The following is a 19643-nucleotide window of genomic DNA, read 5'->3' on the forward strand; positions in this document are numbered from 1 at the left end:
GGGACCGGCGCAGGATGTTTCGAAACGGGGTCCGTATTCGGGTGAATACGTATCGCGATCCGCGCCAGGGGGCCGGATCGTCTGAGAGGAAAAAGAATGTTCAAAGAATTCAAGAAATCCATCGAGTGGGGCGGTGAAACGCTGACGCTCGAAACGGGGAAGATTGCGCGTCAGGCCGACGCTGCCGTGGTCGCCACGCTGGGCGAAACCTCGGTGCTCGCCGCCGTCGTCTTCGAGAAGAAACCGAAAGAGGGGTTCGATTTCTTCCCGCTCACCGTTCACTATCAGGAAAAATATTACGCAGCCGGCAAGATCCCGGGCGGCTTCTTCAAGCGTGAAGCACGGCCGACCGAGAAGGAAACGCTGACCTCGCGCCTGATCGACCGTCCGATCCGTCCGCTCTTCGTCGACGGGTTCAAGAACGAGACGCAGGTCATCTGTACCGTTCTGTCCCACGACATGGAAAACGACCCCGACATCGTCGCCATGGTCGCCGCTTCGGCCGCCCTGACCCTGTCCGGCGCGCCGTTCCTCGGCCCGATCGGCGGCGCACGCGTCGGCTTCGTTGATGGCGAATACACGCTGAACCCGCATGTGGACGACATGTCCAAGCTGCGGGAAAATCCCGAGCAGCGCCTCGATCTGGTCGTCGCCGGCACGAAGGACGCCGTGATGATGGTCGAATCGGAAGCTTACGAGCTGTCCGAGGAAGAGATGCTGGGCGCGGTCAAGTTCGGCCACGAGCAGATGCAGCCGGTGATCGACATGATCATCGACCTGGCCGAAGAAGCCGCCAAGGAGCCGTTCGACTTCTCGCCTCCGGCGCGCGAGGAGCTTTACGGCAAGGTGAAAGCCGCTGGCGAGGACGCCATGCGTGCCGCCTTCGCCCTGACCGACAAGCAGGAGCGTCAGGCCGCCATCTCGGCCGCCCGCGAGACCATCGTCTCCGCGCTCAGCGAAGAAGATCAGGACGACAAGCAGCTTGGTGCCTGCATCAAGAAGCTCGAATCCGAAGTGGTTCGCGGCGACATCCTGAAAACCGGCAAACGCATCGACGGCCGCGATCTGACGACCGTCCGCCCGATCGTGTCCGAGGTCGGCATCCTGCCCCGCACCCACGGGTCGAGCCTCTTCACCCGCGGCGAGACGCAGGCGATGGTCGTGACCACCTTGGGCACCGGCGACGACGAGCAGATGATCGACGCGCTTGAAGGCACCTACCGGTCCAACTTCCTGCTGCACTACAACTTCCCCCCCTACTCGGTGGGTGAAGCCGGCCGGATGATGGGCCCGGGCCGTCGCGAAGTGGGCCACGGCAAGCTCGCATGGCGCGCGCTTCAGGCCGTGCTGCCGGCCGCGACCGACTTCCCTTACACGATCCGCGTCGTGTCCGAGATCACCGAATCGAACGGCTCCTCCTCGATGGCGTCGGTCTGCGGTGGCTCGCTGTCGATGATGGATGCGGGCGTCCCGCTGAAAGCACCGGTTGCCGGTGTGGCCATGGGCCTGATCCTCGAAGGGTCCGACTTCGCCGTCCTGACCGACATCCTTGGCGATGAAGATCATCTCGGCGACATGGACTTCAAGGTGGCCGGGACCGAAGCGGGCATCACCTCGCTGCAGATGGACATCAAGGTGGCCGGCATCACGCCCGCGATCATGGAGCAGGCCCTGGCACAGGCCAAGGACGGCCGGATGCACATCCTCAACGAGATGTCGAACGCACTGACCGAGGGCCGGTCGGAATTTTCCGCCCACGCCCCGCGCATCGAGACCATGCAGATCAACCCCGACAAGATCCGTGAAGTGATCGGTTCGGGCGGCAAGGTGATCCGCGAGATCGTGGAAACCTCCGGTGCCAAGGTCGACATCAACGATGACGGCATCATCAAGATCGCCTCGGCCAATGCCGAAGCCATCCAGAAGGCCCATGACATGATCCACGCGATCGTGGCCGAGCCCGAGGAAGGCAAGATCTACACCGGCAAAGTCGTGAAGCTGATGGACTTCGGCGCCTTCGTGAACTTCTTCGGCAAACGGGACGGCCTTGTGCACGTGTCGCAGCTCGCCAACGAGCGGGTGAACCATCCGAAGGACATCCTGAAGGAAGGCCAGGAAGTGAAAGTGAAGCTCATGGGCTTCGACGATCGCGGCAAGGTCCGCCTGTCGATGAAAGTGGTCGACCAGGAAACCGGCGAAGAAATCGCCAACGGCTGATCGCCGCCATCATGCACTCTCGGAAAACCCCGGCCATCGCGCCGGGGTTTTTCTTTCCCTATTTATTTCACCGTCAAAATTATATAGATTTCGGACTCAAAGCGCTTTGGAGCGCGACCATCCCGAAGAGCAGGAGCACCGATGCGGCTGGGCTTTGATTTCGGAGGCACCAAGATTGCCGGCGTCATGCTCGGCCCCGACGGGGCGGAGCGGGCCGAGGCGCGCGTGCCCACCCCGCGCCACGACTATGAGGGCTGCATCCGCGCCATCCGCGGCCTGATGGACCATCTGGAACAGAGCTGCGGCGCTCAGGCGGACAGTGTCGGCATCGGGGTTCCGGGGTCGGTCGACCGCGAAACCGGCCGCGTGTCGATGGGCAATTCCGTCTGGCTGCACGGCAAGGACCTGCGCGGCGATCTGACCGAGGCGCTCGGCCGGCCGGTCAAGATCGCCAATGATGCCAACTGTTTCGCCTTGTCAGAGGCCGTGGATGGCGCCGGTGAGGGCGCCAAGGTCGTCTTCGGCGCGATCCTCGGCACCGGCGTCGGCGGCGGTGTGGTCGTGCACGGACGGCTGGTCGAGGGGATCAACGCGATCGGCGGCGAATGGGGCCATATCCCGCTGCCGACGCCTGCCGATGACGAGCGCCCCGGCCCGGTCTGTTCCTGCGGTGTGCCGGGCCATACCGAAGCCTGGCTGTCCGGTCCGAGCCTTGCGGCCGATTTCGCCCGCCGCGCCGGCCTGGCGCCCGTAGACGGGCCGAAAGCGCCCGACGTGATCCGGATGGCCGAGCATGGCGATGTGACGGCAGAAGAAACGCTCCGCCGCTTCGAGGACCGGCTCGGCCGGTCGCTCGCCGTCATCGTCAACCTGCTCGACCCGGACGTGATCGTGCTCGGCGGCGGCCTGTCCAACGTGCAGCGCTTCTACGACACCGTGCCCGACAAGATCCGCCCGCATGTGTTCGGGGAGAAGTTCAACACCCGGCTCCTGCGCAACATGCATGGCGACAGTTCGGGCGTGCGCGGCGCAGCCTGGCTCTGAGGGTCAGAAGGGACAGGGCGCCTCGAAGGCGACCCGTGTGCCGCCGTCAGGGTGATAGAGGTCCAGCCGCGCCGCATGCAGCCTGAGCCGGTCCGACGCCGCCAGCGCCGCCCCGTCTGCATAGAACCTGTCGCCGAGGATCGGGTGGCCCATGGCCTGCATGTGGACCCGCAACTGGTGGCTGCGCCCGGTCTGCGGGCTGAGCCGCACCCGCGTCCTGTCCGCGCCCCGCTCCAGCACCTCCCATCCGGTCCGGGCGGCCTTGCCGCGCTCGAAATCGACCATCTGTTTCGGCCGGTTCGGCCAGTCACAGATGAGCGGCAGGTCGATCTCGCCGCTGTCCCTTTCCGGATGGCCCCAGATCTCGGCAATGTAGGTCTTGGACACGTGCCGCCGCTCGAATTGCAGGCCCAGATGGCGTTGCGCTGCGGGTGTTCGGGCAAAAACCATCACGCCGGATGTGTCGAGGTCGAGCCGGTGAACGAGAAGCGCCGCAGGGTCCATCGCGACCGCCCGCGACAGAAGGCAGTCCGCCAGGTCCGGCCCCTTGCCCGGCACCGACAGAAGGCCGGGCGGCTTGTCGAGGATCAGGAGCGCCGCGTCGCTATGGATGACCCGCAGCGGTCCATCGGGCGGGCGGTAGGTGAAGGGGGTCACGCGCGCAGGTCGTGCACCGCGCCCAACAGTCCGGCGGTGGAGCCGTCCTTGCCCGACATGTCCAGACGCGCCTCCACCAGAGGCTGGATCGCGGTCGCCAGTTCCTTGCCAAGCTCCACGCCCCACTGGTCGAAACTGTTGATCCCCCAGATCGCCCCTTCCACGAAGACGCGATGCTCGTAGAGCGCAATGATCCGGCCGAGCGAGAGCGGGTCGAGCACCCGGTATAGCAGCGTCGTCGACGGGCGGTTGCCGGGGAAGACCCGGTGACGCGCCTGCATCTCCTCATCCTCCAGCCCCTTTTCGCGCACGATGGCGAGCGCCTCCTCGTAGCTTCGCCCGCGCATCAATGCTTCGGACTGGGCCAGGCAATTGGACAGAAGAAGCGTGTGATGCACAGCCATGGCCGGGTCATGCTCATGCGCCTGCGCCGCGACAAGAAACTCGCAAGGCACAACCTCCGTCCCCTGATGGATCAGTTGGTAGAAGGCATGCTGCCCGTTGGTGCCCGGCTCGCCCCAGACCACAGGACCGCTTGACCGGTCCAGCGGCGTGCCGTCACGCGCCACCCGCTTGCCGTTGCTTTCCATGTCAAGCTGCTGGAGATAGGCCGGCAGGCGCAGGAGCCGCTGGTCATAGGGCAGCACCGCGCGCGTCGGGTAGCCGCAGATATTGTTGTGCCAGATGCCCACAATCGCCATCAGGACCGGCAGGTTCTCCGCCAGCGGGGCCTCCTGGAAATGGCGGTCCATTTCCGCCCCGCCGCGCAGGAAGGCCTCGAAATGGTCGGGACCGACGGCGATCATCACCGGCAGGCCGATCGGCCCCCAGACGGAATAGCGCCCGCCGACCCAATCCTCGAAGCCGAAGACGCGGTCAGGCGCGATGTCGAAGGCAGCGGTCCGGTCCGTGGCCGAGGAAACGGCTGCGAAATGCTGGCCTGCACGCGCGCCGAGCGTCGCTTCCATCCAGCGCTTCGCGCTCTGCGCATTCGTCATCGTCTCGATGGTCGTGAAGGTCTTGGAGGCCACGATCACCAGCGTCCGCGCCGGATCGAGACCGTCGAGCGTGTCGGCGATATGCGCCCCGTCCACATTCGACACATAGTGCAGGCGCGGCCCGTCATGGTAGGGCGCGAGCGCCAGCGTTGCCATGACGGGACCCAGGTCAGAGCCGCCGATCCCGATATTGACCACATCGGTAAAGGGCCGTCCGTCAACGGCCGCGATCTCGCCCGAACGGAGTCCGGTGGCGAAGCGCGCCATCCGCGCGCGTGTGTCGGCGACGCCGGGCATCACGTTGCGCCCGTCGACGGTGACGGGGCGGTCTTCGGCACGGCGCAGCGCGGTGTGCAGGACGGCGCGGTCCTCGGTGACATTGATCTTCTCGCCCGCGAACATCGCATCGCGCAGCGTCTCGACGCCCGTGGCGCGCACAAGATCGAAGAGAAGGTCCCGCGCCGTCGTGTCTAGCGATGTCTTGGAATAGTCGAGGAGCATATCCTCCAGCCGGGCCGAGAACCGGTCGAACCGGTCCGGATCGTCCGCGAACAGGTCCATCAGCGGGCGGCCGGCCGTGGCCTTGCGATGCGCCTGAAGCGCGGCCCAGATCTGCTCGGACATGTCGGTCACTCCTTCAGTTTTGCCGCCTCGCGGGCCAGCGCCTCGATCCCGGCCCAGTCGCCCGCGCGCACCTTGTCGGCCGGTGCAACCCAGGAGCCGCCGGCACAGATCACGTTCGACAGGCCCAGATAGTCCCGCGCGTTGGATGGGCTGACCCCGCCTGTCGGACAGAAGCTGATCTGCGGCAGCGGGCCGCCCAGCGCCTTGAGCGCGGGCGCGCCGCCGGATGCCTCGGCGGGAAAGAATTTCAGCATGTCATAGCCGCGCGCGAGCATCCGCATCGCCTCGCTCGCGGTGGCCGCGCCGGCCAGAAGCGGCAGACCCTCGGCCTCGCAGGCGTCGATCAGCTCGTCGGTCGCGCCGGGCGAGACCCCGAAGGTCGCGCCGGCTTCCTTGGCGGCCCGCACATCATCGGGCGTGACAAGCGTGCCCGCGCCGACCCGGCCGCCCGGCACCTCCGCCATCGCCTTGATCGCATCAAGGGCAGCGGGCGTGCGCAGGGTCACTTCCAACGCCGGGAGACCGCCGGCAACCAGTGCCTCGGCGAGCGGGCGGGCGGTCGTTGCATCCTCGACCACGAGCACGGGCACGATCGGCGCCAGTGCACAGACCTCGCGGTTGCGGCGGCTCGCCTCGGCTGCGGTGATGGGCATGGTGGGTCTCCTCGTCTGTCCTCGTGTCGGGCGGCCGGTCGGCCTACCACATGTTCTTTTCCGCCCGTGCGGGCCAGGCTGCATCATAGTCCGCGCCGACGATCTCGCCCTTCGACATGCTGTCGAGCAGCTGGCCGACACTGGGCAGGTCCGTGAGCGGGGCCTCCGCTCCGGACCAGAGCCCGGCGCGCATCACGGCGCGTGCGCATTGGAAATAGACCTCTTCGACAGCGATCACAACAAGGCTGCGGGGCAGCGCGCCGCGCATCTCGAACCGCGCGAGCGCATCCGCGTCAGCCGTGATCCGTGCCTGCCCGTTGATCCGGATCACCGTGCCCGATCCGGGATAGAGGCACATGAGCGCGACGCGCCCGTCACGCTGGATGTTGCGCAGACTGTCGATCCGGTTGTTGCCGCGCCGGTCGGGCAGCGCGATATGGCGCGGATCAAGCACCGTCAGCACCGGGCCGTCATCGCCGCGCGGGGAGCAGTCGAGCCCCTCGGGGCCGGAGGTGGCGAGCGCGCAAAAGCGTGCGGCCTCCACCCAGGCGCGATATTCCGGCGTCAGATGGTCGGCTACCTTGATCGTGGCGGCGAGGCTCGGCGTGCCATAGAGCGCTTCGAGCGCCTCCGTGTCGGGCAGATAGTCCCAGCCCACCGGACCAGCGCCGGTGCCGCCCGCGCCCTGCCCGTCGCCGCTCACAGGCTGCACGCGCCCGCTTCGGCGCGTCCCACGGTGCGGCGGAACACCTCGAAAAGCTCGCGTCCCGTGCCGGACTGGCTGGAGGTCAGGTCGGCCGTCACCGCCGGCCGGTCGAGCACGCCGTCGGTCAGGATGTCGAGCGTGCCGGCGATGGCATCGACGCGCACCAGATCACCGTCCTGCAATTTGGCGATCGGACCGCCGTCACAGGCTTCGGGGCAGACATGGATGGCCGATGGCACCTTGCCCGATGCGCCCGACATGCGCCCGTCGGTCACGAGCGCGACCTTCTCCCCGCGATCCTGTTTCACGGCCAGAATGGGCGACAGCGAATGCAATTCCGGCATCCCGTTGGCTTTCGGGCCCTGGAAGCGGATGACAAGCACCATGTCCCCGTCGAGATCGCCCCGCCGGAACGCCGCCTTGGCATCGTCCTGGCTGTGGAAGACGCGAGCCGGGGCCTCGATCACGTGCCGTTCCGGCTTCACGGCGGATACTTTCATCACGCCGGTGCCGAGGTTGCCGCGCAGGAGCGCCATGCCGCCGGTGGCCTGGAACGGATCGGAGGCCGGACGGAGGATCTTGTCATTGCCGCTCTCGCGCGCGCCGTCCTCCCAGACGAGCACGCCGTCGCGCAGCTTCGGCTCCTTGGTATAGTCGGCCAGCCCCTCGCCCGCGATGGTCTTGGTGTCGGGGTGCAGGAGGCCCGCTTCGAGCAGCTCGCCGATCATGTAGCCGAGCCCGCCCGCGGCGTGGAAATGGTTCACGTCCGCCAGACCGTTCGGATAGACCCGCGCCATGAGCGGCGTCGCGTCTGACAGATCGGCGAAATCCTCCCATGTCAGCTGCACGCCTGCCGCCGCAGCCATCGCGATCAGATGGATAAGCAGGTTGGTCGATCCGCCGGTCGCCATCAGGCCGACGATCCCGTTCACGAAAGCCTTCTCGTCGAGGATCTCGCAGGTGGGGCGGAAGTCATTGCCGAGCGCGGAGACCGACAGGGCCTGCCGCGCGCCCTCGGCCGTCAACGCGTCGCGCAGCGGCGTCCCGGGATTGACGAAGCTGGCGCCCGGCAGGTGCAGCCCCATGAATTCCATCAGCATCTGGTTGGTGTTGGCCGTGCCGTAGAAGGTGCAGGTGCCCGACCCGTGATAGGAGGCCATCTCTGCCGCCATCAGCGCGTCGCGGCCCACCTCTCCGGCCGCGAATTGCTGGCGGACCTTGGCCTTTTCGTCATTCGGAATGCCCGACGTCATCGGCCCGGCCGGCACAAAGACCGACGGGATATGCCCGAAGCTCGCCGCCGCGATCACCAGACCCGGCACGATCTTGTCGCAGACGCCAAGGTAGATGGCGGCATCGAAGCAATTGTGGCTGAGCCCCACGGCCGCCGCCATGGCGATCACATCGCGGGAGAAAAGCGACAGTTCCATGCCCGCGCGGCCCTGCGTGACCCCGTCGCACATGGCCGGCACGCCACCCGCCACCTGCGCCGTCCCGCCGACCGCCCGCGCGGCATCCTTGATGAGCGCCGGATAAGTCTCGAACGGCTGATGCGCCGACAGCATGTCGTTATAGGCGGTGATGATGCCGATATTGCCGGCACTCGCCTCGACCAGACGGTCCTTGTCCGCGCCCATCGCGGCATAGGCATGGGCCTGGTTGCCGCAAGAGAGATGCGCCCGCGCCGGTCCCTCGTCCATCATCCGCTGCATCCGCGAGAGATATTCGCCCCGGCTTGCCCGGCTCCGCTCGACGATCCGCTCGGTCACCTGTGCAACGGTTGGGTTGAGGTGCATTCTGGTCTCCGATCAGTCGCTGAAATGGATCTGGATGGGGGCGGGTGCCTTGAGGACGGCGCGGACCGGCGCCTCGGCCCAGTCATCCCCCGCAAGCGCGGTCTCGAGCGCGGCCTTCTTCTCCGGCCCCTTGATGAGCAGGTGCAGGTTGCGCGCCGCGCGCAGCACAGGGGCGGTCAGGGTCAGGCGCGGTTCGGGCGCGCCGGGCGCCCGCATCGGCAGCACCGTGGCATTGCCCTCTGCATCAAGCCCTTCGGCCAGCCGGTCGGCACCGGGGAAGAGAGAGGCAGTGTGCATGTCCGCCCCCATGCCAAGCACGCAGCTGTCGATGGGCAGGTGTGGCGCAATGCCCGACGCGATCTCGTCCAGCACATGCTCGGGCGCCTCCGCCTCTCTGTAGAAGGGCAGGAGCGTCGCAGCGGCGGCCGGTCCCTGCAAGAGCGTGGCGCGCAGAAGCGCGGTGTTGGAGCGGTCCGAGCTTTCCGGCACGAACCGCTCGTCGGTCAGCATGACCGCGACATTGGCCCAGTCCAGATCGGCCTGCGACAAGGCTGTCAGGAATGGCCCCGGCGTCGTGCCACCCGGCACGGCCAGCGTGGCCCGCCCGCGCGCGGCCAGCGCCTCGCGCAAATCGCCCGCCACGATCTCTGCCAGATCGGACATCTGGCTGGCGGCGTCCGGATAATGGAGAATGACCGGGATCACGCTTCGATCTCCCGCCATTTGCGGCCGTCCATATGCATCAGCGCAAGCGCCCCGTCGGGTCCCGAACCGCCGGCATCATAGGGCTCCGGGCTGGCCGAGCTTTCGGCCCAGGCCTGCAGGATCGGATCGGTCCAGGCCCAGGCGGCCTCCACCTCGTCGCCGCGCATGAACAGCGTCTGGTCGCCGCGGATCACATCCATGATGAGCCGCTCATATGCGTCGGCCATCTCGCTGGTGTCGATGTCGAGCGTCTGCGCGAAGGACATGTCGAGCGGCACCCGGCGCAGGCGCATCCCGCCCTGCCCCGGCTCCTTGATGGTCATCAGCATGGTGATGCCCTCGTTCGGCTGGAGCCGGATCACCAGTGCGTTACCGGGCACCCGCTCGCTGCCGCGGAAGATATTGTGCGGCGGTTCCTTGAACTGGACCTCGATCTCGGACATGCGGGCGCGCAGGCGCTTGCCGGTGCGCAGGTAGAAGGGCGTGCCGGTCCAGCGCCAGTTGGAAATGCCGACCTTGAGCGCGACGAAACTCTCCGTCTTGCTGTCGGGATTTTCCGCATGTTCCTTGTAGCTGGCCTCGCCGTTGCCGGCGCGATACTGGCCGCGCACCGTGTCTTTCAATTCCACCGGATCGAGCGCACGGATCACCTTCAGCTTCTCGTCGCGGACACTGTCGGGATCGAAGCGCGAGGGCGGCTCCATCGCGGTCAGGCACAGAAGCTGCATGATATGGTTCTGCACCATGTCCCGCATCGCGCCCGACTTGTCGTAATAGCCGCCGCGCCCGGCCACGCCGATGCTTTCGGCCACGGTGATCTGCACATGGTCGATATGCTGGGCATTCCAGAGCGGCTCGAAGAGCGCGTTGGCAAAGCGCAGCGCCATCAGGTTCTGGACCGTTTCCTTGCCGAGATAATGGTCGATCCGGTAGATCTGGCTCTCGTCGAAACTGGCCGACAATTGTGCGTTGAGCGCGCGGGCGGACTCCAGATCATGCCCGAGCGGTTTTTCCACGACGATGCGGCTGTCCTCGGTGGCGATACCGGTCTGGGACAGGCGTTCGGAAATGGCGCCGAAAAGCGAAGGCGCGACCGACATGTAAAAGGCCCGGACCGGGTTTGCACCATCCTCGATCTTCGCCTTCAAATCGGACCAGCCGCCTTCTCCGGTTGCGTCGATCGCCACATAGTCGAGACAGTCGAGAAAGGCCTTCAGGCTCTCCTCGTCCTTGGCGCTTTCGGGGGCAAATTTCCGAAGCGCGTCGGCCACATAGTCCTGAAATTCCGACCGGCTCATCTTGGAGCGCGCCGCGCCGAAGATGCGTGCCTCGCGCGGCATCTGGCCGGCGATCATCCGGTGATAGAGCGAGGGCAGGATCTTGCGCTGCGCGAGGTCGCCCGAGGCGCCGAAAATGACCAGATCGAACGGGTCGACGGGGATGATGCGGGCAACCATGGGCCTATCCTTCAATCTTGATGTCGTCGCGGCGCGGCATGTCGGCCCCGCGCCGGGTGCAGGTGACGGCGGCGGCCGTGGCGGCATAGCGCAGAAGCGTCTCGAACCGCTCGGCATCGAGCGCGGCAATCGCCCCCAGCGGGTCGCCGTCGATGCCAAGCTCGGCCAGGATCGCCGCCTGGAACGTATCGCCAGCGCCCACCGCGTCGACCACCTTGATTTTCGGCGGTGTCACGCTGACGTTCGACCCGTCACGCGTCCAGCCGTGCACGGCGTCGCCGCCATCCGTCACGATGACCACATGCACGCCCGCCGCCATCCAGTCCGCCGCCAGATCGGCCGGCGCGCGTCCGGGATAGACAATGTCCATATCCTCGCGGCTGATCTTGATCAGGTCCGCATAGGGCAGCAAGCGGGCAATCCGGTCGGCCCAGATTTCCATATCCGGCTCGACGGTGGGGCGCACATTCGGGTCGAGCGAGATGAAACGCGCACGCGCCCAGCTGACCGCCTGTTCCAGCGCGTCGGCAACGGGGCGTGCGGCAATGGAATAGGAGCCCAGATGCAGACCCATTACCTCGTCCCCGAGGGGCGGCAATTCGTCGATCGTCAGGCTCACATCGGCACTGTTCTGGCCGTAAAACTGGTAGGCGGGGCTGCCTTCCGCATCGAGGCCGACGAGCGAAATGGTGGTCTTGCGGTCGGTATCGACGAGATAGCCCGTCTCGACCCCCTCGGCCTCCAGCACCTGACGCAGCCGCTGGCCGAGCATGTCGGTCGACATGCCGGTGAGCAGGCCCGAGCGCTGGCCGAGCCGGCTCAGTCCGATGGCGACATTGAAGGGCGACCCGCCCGCGCGGGCCTGATAGGTGGCCGCGCCCGGACCGTCTTCCTCATCGAGGAAGAAATCGAACAAGGCTTCTCCGCATACCAGATACATAGGCCCCTTCCACGCTGTACCATCCTACCCAGGCCGGCTTCCCTGCGTTTCCTATTGCGTTGCTGACGACGCGTAAAGCCTTTGGCAAGGAATCCGGCTCTCCGGATGCCATATATTTTATTTGGTATCCAAATTAAATACCGTATCAGCCGTTCCGGTAGAGGAAACTGCGGCCTTTCGCGTCGAACAGGTGGAGTTTCTCGGGCGCCGCGGCCAGTTTCAGCCGGTCGCCCCGCTTGAACGCGCGGATCCCGGGCAGTTTCGCAACCACCGCCGACTCGCCCGCTTTCTCCTTGAAATAGACCTGCGTGACCTCGCCGAGCCCCTCGACGATCTCCACCGTCCCCTCGAAGAGCACCTCCGCATCGCCTTCGGCCAGCACCAGATCCTCGGGCCGGACGCCGAAATGTGCCGCCGTGCCGGCATCCTCGGCGCGGCTCTCGACAGGGATATGCACCTGACCGCCGGTCTCCAGCGTGGCGGTCGTGGCTGCCCCGGTCGCGTCGATGGTCGCGGCAAAGACATTCATCGCCGGCGAGCCGATGAACTTCGCGACAAAGACATTCGCCGGCCGCTCGTAAAGCTCCAGCGGCGGACCCACCTGTTCCACATAGCCGCCATTCAGAACCACGATCCGCGAGGCGAGCGTCATCGCCTCCACCTGATCGTGGGTGACATAGATCATCGTGCTTTCGGGCAACTGTTCCTTCAGCTGCGCAATCTCGATCCGGGTCGCGACGCGCAGGCCCGCATCAAGGTTCGAGAGCGGCTCGTCGAACAGGAACACTTTCGGGTCGCGCACGATCGCGCGGCCGATGGCGACACGCTGCCGCTGGCCGCCCGACAGCGCTTTCGGCAACCGGTCGAGCAGCGGTGTCAGCTGCAGAATTTCCGCCGCCGCCGAGACGCGTTCCTCGATCTCCGCCTTGCTGGCCTTGGCGATTTTCATGCCGAAGGCCATATTGTCCCGCACCGTCATATGCGGATAGAGCGCGTAGGACTGGAACACCATCGCGATGCCGCGCTGGCTCGGCGGCACGTCGTTCATCACCGTGCCCTCGATCTCCAGCGTGCCGCCGGTGATCTGTTCCAGACCTGCAATCATCCGCAAGAGCGTGGACTTGCCGCAGCCCGACGGGCCGACAAAGACCACCAGCTCGCCCTTTTCGATCTCGAGGTTGATATCGTGCAGCACCTCGACCGGACCGTAGGATTTGCGGATATTCGTGAGTGTCAGCGAAGCCATCTCTCTCTCCTCAGCCGGCGGCGAAATAGGCGGAATAGGCGGGGAGCATCACGCTGCGATCCTGCCGGTCGGCATTGAACCCGTGCCCGTCGAGCGGTTGCCAGTCCCCGTCGGGCAGGGTTGCCAGCGCGGGCCGGTCGGACAGGTTGAAGAGGCACAGCATCCTGGCCTCCGCATCCGAGCGGATCAGACCGAGCACACTTTCGGGCAGGCCCTCCACCTGCACGCTATCGCCCTTGGCCAGTACCGGATGGGCGTGGCGGAAGGCAATCATCCGGCGGTAGTGGCCGAGCATCGACCCCTCGTCCGCCTCCTGCTGGACGGCAGACCGCGCCAGATGGTCGGTCGCGACCGGCAGCCACGGCTTGCCGTCGGAAAAACCGCCATTGCGGCTGTTCGATGTCCAGGCCATCGGCGTGCGGCAGCCGTCCCGGCCCTTGAACTTCGGCCAGAAGCGGATGCCATACGGATCCTGCAGATCCTCGAACCCGATCTCGGCTTCGCCGAGGCCAAGCTCCTCGCCTTGATAGAGGCAGACCGACCCGCGCAGCGACAGGATGAGCGCAAGGTAGAGCCGGTAGGCCCGGTCATCGAGCCCCCAGCGCGTCACATGGCGCACCACGTCATGGTTTGAAAAGGCCCAGCAGGCCCAGCCGTCGGGTGCAGCGGCATCAAAGTCGGACAGGACCTTGGCCACGCGGGCGGCATCGGGTCGCTCGGGAGCGAGGAACTCGAACGCGTAGCACATATGCATGCGCGCATCGCCCGCCGTATACTGTCCGACGATCTGCAGCCCGTATTGCGCATCGCCCACCTCACCCACGGCCGTGATCGCGGGATATTCGTCCATCAGCGCGCGGAACCGCTCCAGAAAGGCGATATTCTCCGGCCGGTTCTTGTCGAACACATGGTTCTGGAAATTATAGGGGTTCACCGAGGGCGCGATGCTGTCATTGCGCTCGGCCGGCGGCAGCGCCGGGTTCGACCGCAGAAGCTGGTCGTGGAAATAGAAATTGATCGTGTCGAGGCGGAACCCGTCCACCCCGCGGTCGAGCCAGAAGCGCGCCACGTCGAGAAGGGCCGTCTGCACCTCCTCGTTGTGGAAGTTCAGGTCGGGCTGCTCGCGCAGGAAATTGTGCAGGTAATACTGGCACCGCTCCGTGTCCCATTCCCAGGACGATCCGCCGAAAATCGACAGCCAGTTGTTGGGTGGCGTGCCATCCTCGGCCGCCTCGGCCCAGACATACCAGTCGGCTTTCGGATTGTCGCGGCTGGCGCGGCTTTCCACGAACCACGGATGCTGGTCGGACGTATGGCTGAGCACCAGATCGATGATGATCTTGATGCCGAGCCCGTGGGCGGTCTCGATCAGGTCGTCGAAATCCTGCAAGGTTCCGAACATCGGGTCGACATCGCGATAGTCCGACACGTCATAGCCGAAATCGAGCATCGGCGAGGTGAAGAAGGGCGAGATCCAGACCGCATCCACGCCGAGATCGGCAATATAGGGCAGCCGCGCGATGATCCCGCGCAGGTCGCCCACCCCGTCGCCGTCGCTGTCCTGATAGCTGCGCGGGTAGATCTGGTAGATGACGGCACCCCGCCACCAGTCGCGGTCCACCGCTCTATCGGGTGCCGCTGCGTGTGTTGCTGATGCCTGCATGGCTCAGCCTCCCTTGACCGATCCGGCCAACAGACCGCGGACCAGATAACGTTGCATGACGAAAAAGACGAGCAGCGGCACCGCGATCGACACGAATGCCGCCGTTGCAAGGATTTCCCAGTTGCCGCCGCGCGTGCCGAGCAGTTCCACGATCTGGTTGGTCATCACGGAGGTCCGCCCCGTGGCGTCGATCAGGAACACTTTGGCGACCAGAAGATCGTTCCACGTCCAGAGGAACTGGAAGATCGCGAAGCTGGCCAGCGCCGGGAAGCTGAGCGGCAGCACGATCTTGGTGAAGATCTGGAAGTCCGACGCGCCGTCCACCTTGGCATTCTCGATAATGTCGCGCGGCAGGCCGACCATGTAATTGCGCAGCAGGTAGATGGCGAGCGGCAGGCCGAAGCCGGTATGGGCAAGCCAGACCCCCATGTATCCTTTGCCGATGCCGATGCCGTTGTGGAATTTCAGAAGCGGAATGAGCGCCAGTTGCAGCGGCACGACCAGAAGCGCCACCACCGCCGCGATCAGGAGCGCGCGGCCCGGAAACTCCATCCACGCCAGCGCGTAGGCCGCAAATGCGGCGATCAGGATCGGGATCACGGTGGCCGGAATGGTTACGGTGAGCGTGTTGAAGAAGGCGCGGCTCATCCCGTCCACATTCTTCGGATCGAAGAGCATGTTCTGGTAGTTCTCCAGCGTGAACTCGGGCGCAATCACCGCGGTCAGGAAAACACGCTGGCCGCGGCCGCTCATTTGCTCCTGTGCCGTCAGCACATAGTCGCCATTGGCCTCGACCGTGATCTGCTCGCCGTCGCCAAGATCCGCGGTCTCGCCCGCCGTATAGGCGTCGATCTCGCGCGAACTTGTGCCCCAGACCGACAGTGTGGCGGGCGGGCGGCCGTCCTCCTCGAACAGGTTGCCGGAGATGGTCCAGACCCCGTCCACCTGCTGTTGCACGCCCTCGTCATCCGGATCGGCCGCGCGGATCAGCAGGTTCTGCTCGGCCGCGGTCAGCGCCTTCCACCAGCCTGTCGTCGCAATCTGGTCTGCGGTGCGGAAGGAGGAGACGAAGAGCCCCACGGTCGGGAAGAGCCACAGGAGCACCAGCGCCAGCACCGAGAGGTGCACCGCCCACATGAGCCCCGATTTCTGTCCGGCGATATTGTCCATCTCGGCCTCCCTCAGCGCATCTCGCGCCGCGCGTTCCACACGTTCCAGACGAGGATCGGCGTCACCAGCAGCATGATGACCATGGCGCTGGCGGACCCGACGCCCCAGTCATTGGCGCGGAAGAGCTTGTCGAACATGTAATTGGCCAGAACCTGCGTCTGCCACTGGCCGTTGGTCATCGCGAAGACGATGTCGAACACCTTGAGCACGACGAGCGTGATGGTCGTCCAGACGACCATGATCGTCGTCTTGATCTGCGGCACCTTGATCTTGAAGAAGATCTGGAACGGGTTGGCCCCGTCGACGATCGCGGCCTCCACCGTTTCCTCCGGAATGCCGCGCAGGGCCGCGGACAGGATCACCATGGCAAAGCCGGTCTGGATCCAGACGAGCACGATCATCAGGAAGAAATTGTTCCACAGCGGCACGGTCAGCCAGGTCTGCGGCTCGCCGCCGAGCCCCACCCAGAGCGCGTTGAGGATGCCGATCTGCTCCTGATCGATGGGCCGCGCATCATAGACGAGCTTCCAGATGACCGAGGCGCCGACGAAGCTGATCGCCATCGGCATGAAGATCATCGACTTGGCCGCATTGCCCCAGCGGATCCGGTCGGTCAGTTGCGCGGCGAGCAGGCCGAAGGCGGTCGACAGCGCGGGCACCACGAGGAGCCACATGAAATTGTTGCGCATCGCTTCCCAGAACTTGGGCTCGTCCATCATCTGCGCGTAATTGGCGAAGCCGACAAAATTATAGTCATATTCGCCCGGCTGCCCGCCCGGCACCGGCACCCGCTCGGTGAGCGACAGGCGCAGCGTCTCGACGACCGGATAGGCCAGATAGAGGCCCAGCGCGATCAGCGCCGGCCCAAGAAAGAGCCATGGCCGGATCATGTTGGCGCGGTTTATGTTGCGGCCCGCATTCGGTCCGCGGGGCGGAAAGAGAACGCGGTCGAGAAACTGGTTCGAGAGGTAGAAGTAAGCCACGCATCCGCCCACTCCGAGCGCGATGGTCAGCAGTCCCTGCAATGCCGGATGCATGGTCGATCCTCCCCAGAACCCCGATGCGGTGTCATCTGTCGCGGGCTTGCGGCCTGTGCCGCCTGTCAGGTCCCGCAGGTGGCGCGCCGTGGCGCCGATGGGTCTGGCCGCTCAGGACGGCCGGACCGCAAGTCGTGCAGGCGGCCCCGGAACCGGTGGCTCCGGGGCCGCCCTGTCGCTTACTTCAGCGCGTCCCAGCTGTCCTGGATCTCGGCCGCGACATCCTCGGCGGATTTGCCGCCCGCATAGTCGACCATGCCGGTCCAGAAGGACCCCGCGCCCACGCCACCCGGCATCAGGTCGGAGCCGTCGAAGCGGAAGGTGGTGGCGCCAAGAAGGATGTCGTTCATCTTCTGCAGCGTCGGGTCACCGAAGACGGACGTGTCCACACCTTTATGCGGGGTCAGGAAGCCTTTCAGCTTCATCCACGCCTCGTGCGCGGCCGGCTCCTGCAGATAGGCGATCAGGTCATGCGCGGCCTGGTTCTCGTTGGTGATGGCCCAGACGGTGCCGGCACCGAGCACCGGGCTGCCCAGATCCTTGCCCTCATAGGCGGGGAAGTAGAAGAAGTCCGCATCCTCTCCCACTTCGGTGCCTTCGGGGAAGAAGGCCGGGATGAAGCTCGCCTGACGGTGCATGTAGCACTGCGGCGGCGAGGAGAAGAGACCCTTCGGGCTGTCGCGGAAATCGGTAGAGGCCACGGCGCCAGCGCCGCCGGCGACATAATCGTCATTGCGCGCGAACCAGCCGAACTCCTCGATCGCACCGATCACGGCGGGATCGGTGAAGGGCAGTTCGTTCGTCACCCACTGGTCATAGACGTCCGGGCTCTGCGTGCGCAGCATCATATCCTCGACCCAATCGGTCGCCGGCCAGCCGGTCGCACCGCCCGATCCCAGACCGATACACCAGGGCGTGCCGCCATCGGCCACGATCTGGTCGGTCAGCGCTTTCAGCTCTTCCATAGAGGTGGGCACTTCATAGCCCGCATCCTCGAAGTTTTCCGGGACGTACCAGACGAGCGATTTCACATCGACCTTGTAGAAGAAGCCGTACAGGTTGTCGGCCCCGTCGGATCCAGCATAGGTGCCCAGATCGACCCAGGACTGGCCAGCCGCATAGTTTTCACGGATCCAGTCGCCGGTGCCGTCCTTCAGCGGGGTCAGGAACCCGCGCGAGGCGAGATCCGCCGCGAGGCCCGGCTGCGGGAAGACGGCCACGTTCGGCGCGGATCCGGCTTCGATATCGACGAGGATCTGCTGTTCGAAACTGTCGGACCCGACATAGCTCACCTCATGCCCGGTGGCTTCGGCAAAGCCCTGCAGCACGGTCTCCACATTCTCCTGGTCCGGGCCGAGCCACGGGCCGAACACGGTGATTTCTTCGGCAAATGCACCGCCCGCTGACAGCGCGAGGCTGGCTGCACCGATCATCAAAGTCTGTTTCATGGATGGTCCTCCCAAATTGCGGCCCTGCGACGCCGCACTCCCCTTGCCCGCCGAGGCACAACAGAATCGCCTGCCATGAACCAAAGCGGTTTGAATGGGCGGCACAATGCGACGATGCCTGTCTGCTGTCAAGAAACGAAACGATTAATCGGAAACATTTGAATTGCTTTTCCAGTGCAGTCTCGCCTAACTTCAAACCGCTTTGGAACACTCGGGGCGAATCCGTGAACCTCAAGGAACTGGCCGCGCTGCTGAAACTGTCGCCCACGACCGTGTCGCGGGCGCTGAACGGCTATCCTGAAGTCAGCGAGGCCACGCGCCGCCGGGTGCTCGCCGCCGCGCGCGAGCATAATTACGCGCCCAACAGTTTCGCCAAGCAACTCGCCACGGGCCGGTCGCACGCGATCGGCCATGTGGTGCCGCTCTCTGCGCATGAGATGATCAACCCGCATTTTTCGGATTTCATCTCTGGCGCCGGTCGGGTCTATTCGCGGCTCGGCTATGACATGGTCATCTCGGTCGTGCCCGACACGGAGGAAGAAGCCACCTATCGCAAGATGGCCTCGCGCCGCTCGGTGGACGGGGTGGTGATCCACGGGCCGGTCGCCGGGGACCGTCGCTACGACATCCTGCGCGAGATCGGCCTGCCCTTCGTCGTGCACGGGCGGTTCCCCGAACATATGGACGGCTATTCCTGGCTCGATGTGAACAACAAGCGCGCCTTCCGGCGGGCGACGGATTTCCTGCTCGACCTCGGCCACCGCCGGATCGCGCTCCTGAACGGGCTGGACCATATGAGCTTCGCGATCCGCCGCCGCATGGGCTACGAGGAGGCGCTCACCGCCCGCGGTGTCGCGGTCGATCCCGCGCTCGTCTTCTCGGAGGAGATGGTGGAGCCCTATGGCCATGCGCGCGGAACCCAGCTACTGCGCAGCGCGGCGCCGCCGAGCGCGATCCTCTGTTCCTCGATCATCGTGGCGCTCGGTGTCGCGCGGGCGGCGCGCGACCTCGGCCTGCGGCTCGGGGAAGACCTGTCGGTCATCACCCATGATGACGAGTTGAGCTTCCTGCAGGCGCAAAGCGACGTGCCGATGTTCACCTCCACCCGATCCTCGATGCAGGCCGCCGGGAGCCGCGCGGCGGAGATGCTGATCGCCAAGATCCAGGATCCGGGCTTGCCCGAGACCCATGAACTGTGGGAAGCCGTGCTCACGGTCGGCGGCTCGACCGGTCCGGCGCCGCAGACGCGCTGACAGCTACGACAGACACCAGCCCCAAGGAC

General features: G+C 65.6%; 16 protein-coding genes. 3 read left to right on the forward strand and 13 right to left on the reverse strand.

Annotated features, from left to right (window positions below):
- Positions 1-96 precede the first annotated feature (96 nt).
- Both pnp and GSH16_RS01815 read left to right on the forward strand, forming a co-directional pair.
- The gene (gene pnp / locus GSH16_RS01810) at positions 97-2217 is read left to right on the forward strand and encodes a polyribonucleotide nucleotidyltransferase (RefSeq protein WP_160851294.1); all 2121 of its coding nucleotides are present in this window, start codon (positions 97-99) and stop codon (positions 2215-2217) included.
- A gap of 141 nt (positions 2218-2358) precedes the next feature.
- The gene (locus GSH16_RS01815) at positions 2359-3261 is read left to right on the forward strand and encodes an ROK family protein (protein ID WP_160851296.1); all 903 of its coding nucleotides are present in this window, start codon (positions 2359-2361) and stop codon (positions 3259-3261) included.
- A gap of 3 nt (positions 3262-3264) precedes the next feature.
- Here GSH16_RS01815 and GSH16_RS01820 read toward each other — a convergent pair whose 3' ends face one another.
- From GSH16_RS01820 to GSH16_RS01880, 13 genes are all read right to left on the reverse strand, one after another.
- Positions 3265-3918, reverse strand: a complete 654-nt coding sequence (locus tag GSH16_RS01820) for a pseudouridine synthase (protein WP_160851297.1) — start codon at positions 3916-3918, stop codon at positions 3265-3267.
- The gene (gene pgi, locus GSH16_RS01825; RefSeq protein ID WP_160851299.1) at positions 3915-5540 is read right to left on the reverse strand and encodes a glucose-6-phosphate isomerase; all 1626 of its coding nucleotides are present in this window, start codon (positions 5538-5540) and stop codon (positions 3915-3917) included. The genes GSH16_RS01820 and pgi overlap by 4 nt, the downstream gene beginning before the upstream one ends.
- Before the next feature lie 5 nt (positions 5541-5545).
- Positions 5546-6193, reverse strand: a complete 648-nt coding sequence (gene eda, locus GSH16_RS01830) for a bifunctional 4-hydroxy-2-oxoglutarate aldolase/2-dehydro-3-deoxy-phosphogluconate aldolase (protein ID WP_160851301.1) — start codon at positions 6191-6193, stop codon at positions 5546-5548.
- 43 nt (positions 6194-6236) lie between these two features.
- Positions 6237-6905, reverse strand: a complete 669-nt coding sequence (locus GSH16_RS01835) for a pyridoxamine 5'-phosphate oxidase family protein (RefSeq protein WP_328803133.1) — start codon at positions 6903-6905, stop codon at positions 6237-6239.
- Positions 6893-8695 carry a phosphogluconate dehydratase gene (gene edd / locus GSH16_RS01840; RefSeq protein ID WP_160851303.1) on the reverse strand — a complete coding sequence of 601 codons (1803 nt, stop codon included), beginning with the start codon at positions 8693-8695 and terminating at the stop codon, positions 6893-6895. Before edd ends, GSH16_RS01835 begins: the two co-directional genes overlap by 13 nt.
- A gap of 12 nt (positions 8696-8707) precedes the next feature.
- Positions 8708-9400, reverse strand: coding sequence for a 6-phosphogluconolactonase (gene pgl, locus GSH16_RS01845; protein WP_328803134.1), 693 nt, complete (start codon positions 9398-9400; stop codon positions 8708-8710).
- Positions 9397-10857, reverse strand: a complete 1461-nt coding sequence (gene zwf / locus GSH16_RS01850) for a glucose-6-phosphate dehydrogenase (protein WP_160851307.1) — start codon at positions 10855-10857, stop codon at positions 9397-9399. The genes pgl and zwf overlap by 4 nt, the downstream gene beginning before the upstream one ends.
- Before the next feature lie 4 nt (positions 10858-10861).
- Complete coding sequence (locus GSH16_RS01855) at positions 10862-11773, reverse strand: carbohydrate kinase family protein (protein WP_205523937.1); 912 nt, start codon at positions 11771-11773, stop codon at positions 10862-10864.
- Between the two features lie 169 nt (positions 11774-11942).
- A complete protein-coding gene (locus GSH16_RS01860; RefSeq protein WP_160851310.1) occupies positions 11943-13043 on the reverse strand; it encodes an ABC transporter ATP-binding protein in 1101 nt (366 codons plus the stop codon).
- A 10-nt stretch (positions 13044-13053) separates the two neighbouring features.
- The gene (bglA, locus tag GSH16_RS01865; RefSeq protein ID WP_160851312.1) at positions 13054-14706 is read right to left on the reverse strand and encodes a beta-galactosidase BglA; all 1653 of its coding nucleotides are present in this window, start codon (positions 14704-14706) and stop codon (positions 13054-13056) included.
- Positions 14707-14709: 3 nt separating this feature from the next.
- A complete protein-coding gene (locus GSH16_RS01870) occupies positions 14710-15876 on the reverse strand; it encodes a carbohydrate ABC transporter permease (protein ID WP_160851314.1) in 1167 nt (388 codons plus the stop codon).
- 11 nt (positions 15877-15887) lie between these two features.
- Positions 15888-16913 carry a carbohydrate ABC transporter permease gene (locus tag GSH16_RS01875; RefSeq protein ID WP_160851316.1) on the reverse strand — a complete coding sequence of 342 codons (1026 nt, stop codon included), beginning with the start codon at positions 16911-16913 and terminating at the stop codon, positions 15888-15890.
- Positions 16914-17092: 179 nt separating this feature from the next.
- Entirely contained in the window at positions 17093-18361 is a 1269-nt protein-coding gene (locus GSH16_RS01880) for an ABC transporter substrate-binding protein (RefSeq protein WP_160851318.1), read from the reverse strand.
- 224 nt (positions 18362-18585) lie between these two features.
- On the opposite strand from GSH16_RS01880, the gene GSH16_RS01885 reads away from it, so the two are divergent.
- Positions 18586-19614 (forward strand): LacI family DNA-binding transcriptional regulator, encoded by a 1029-nt coding sequence (locus GSH16_RS01885; RefSeq protein ID WP_160851320.1) that lies wholly within the window; start codon positions 18586-18588, stop codon positions 19612-19614.
- The last annotated feature ends 29 nt before the right edge of the window (positions 19615-19643 follow it).

This window comes from Oceanomicrobium pacificus (assembly GCF_009833495.1).
GTDB lineage: Bacteria > Pseudomonadota > Alphaproteobacteria > Rhodobacterales > Rhodobacteraceae > Oceanomicrobium > Oceanomicrobium pacificus.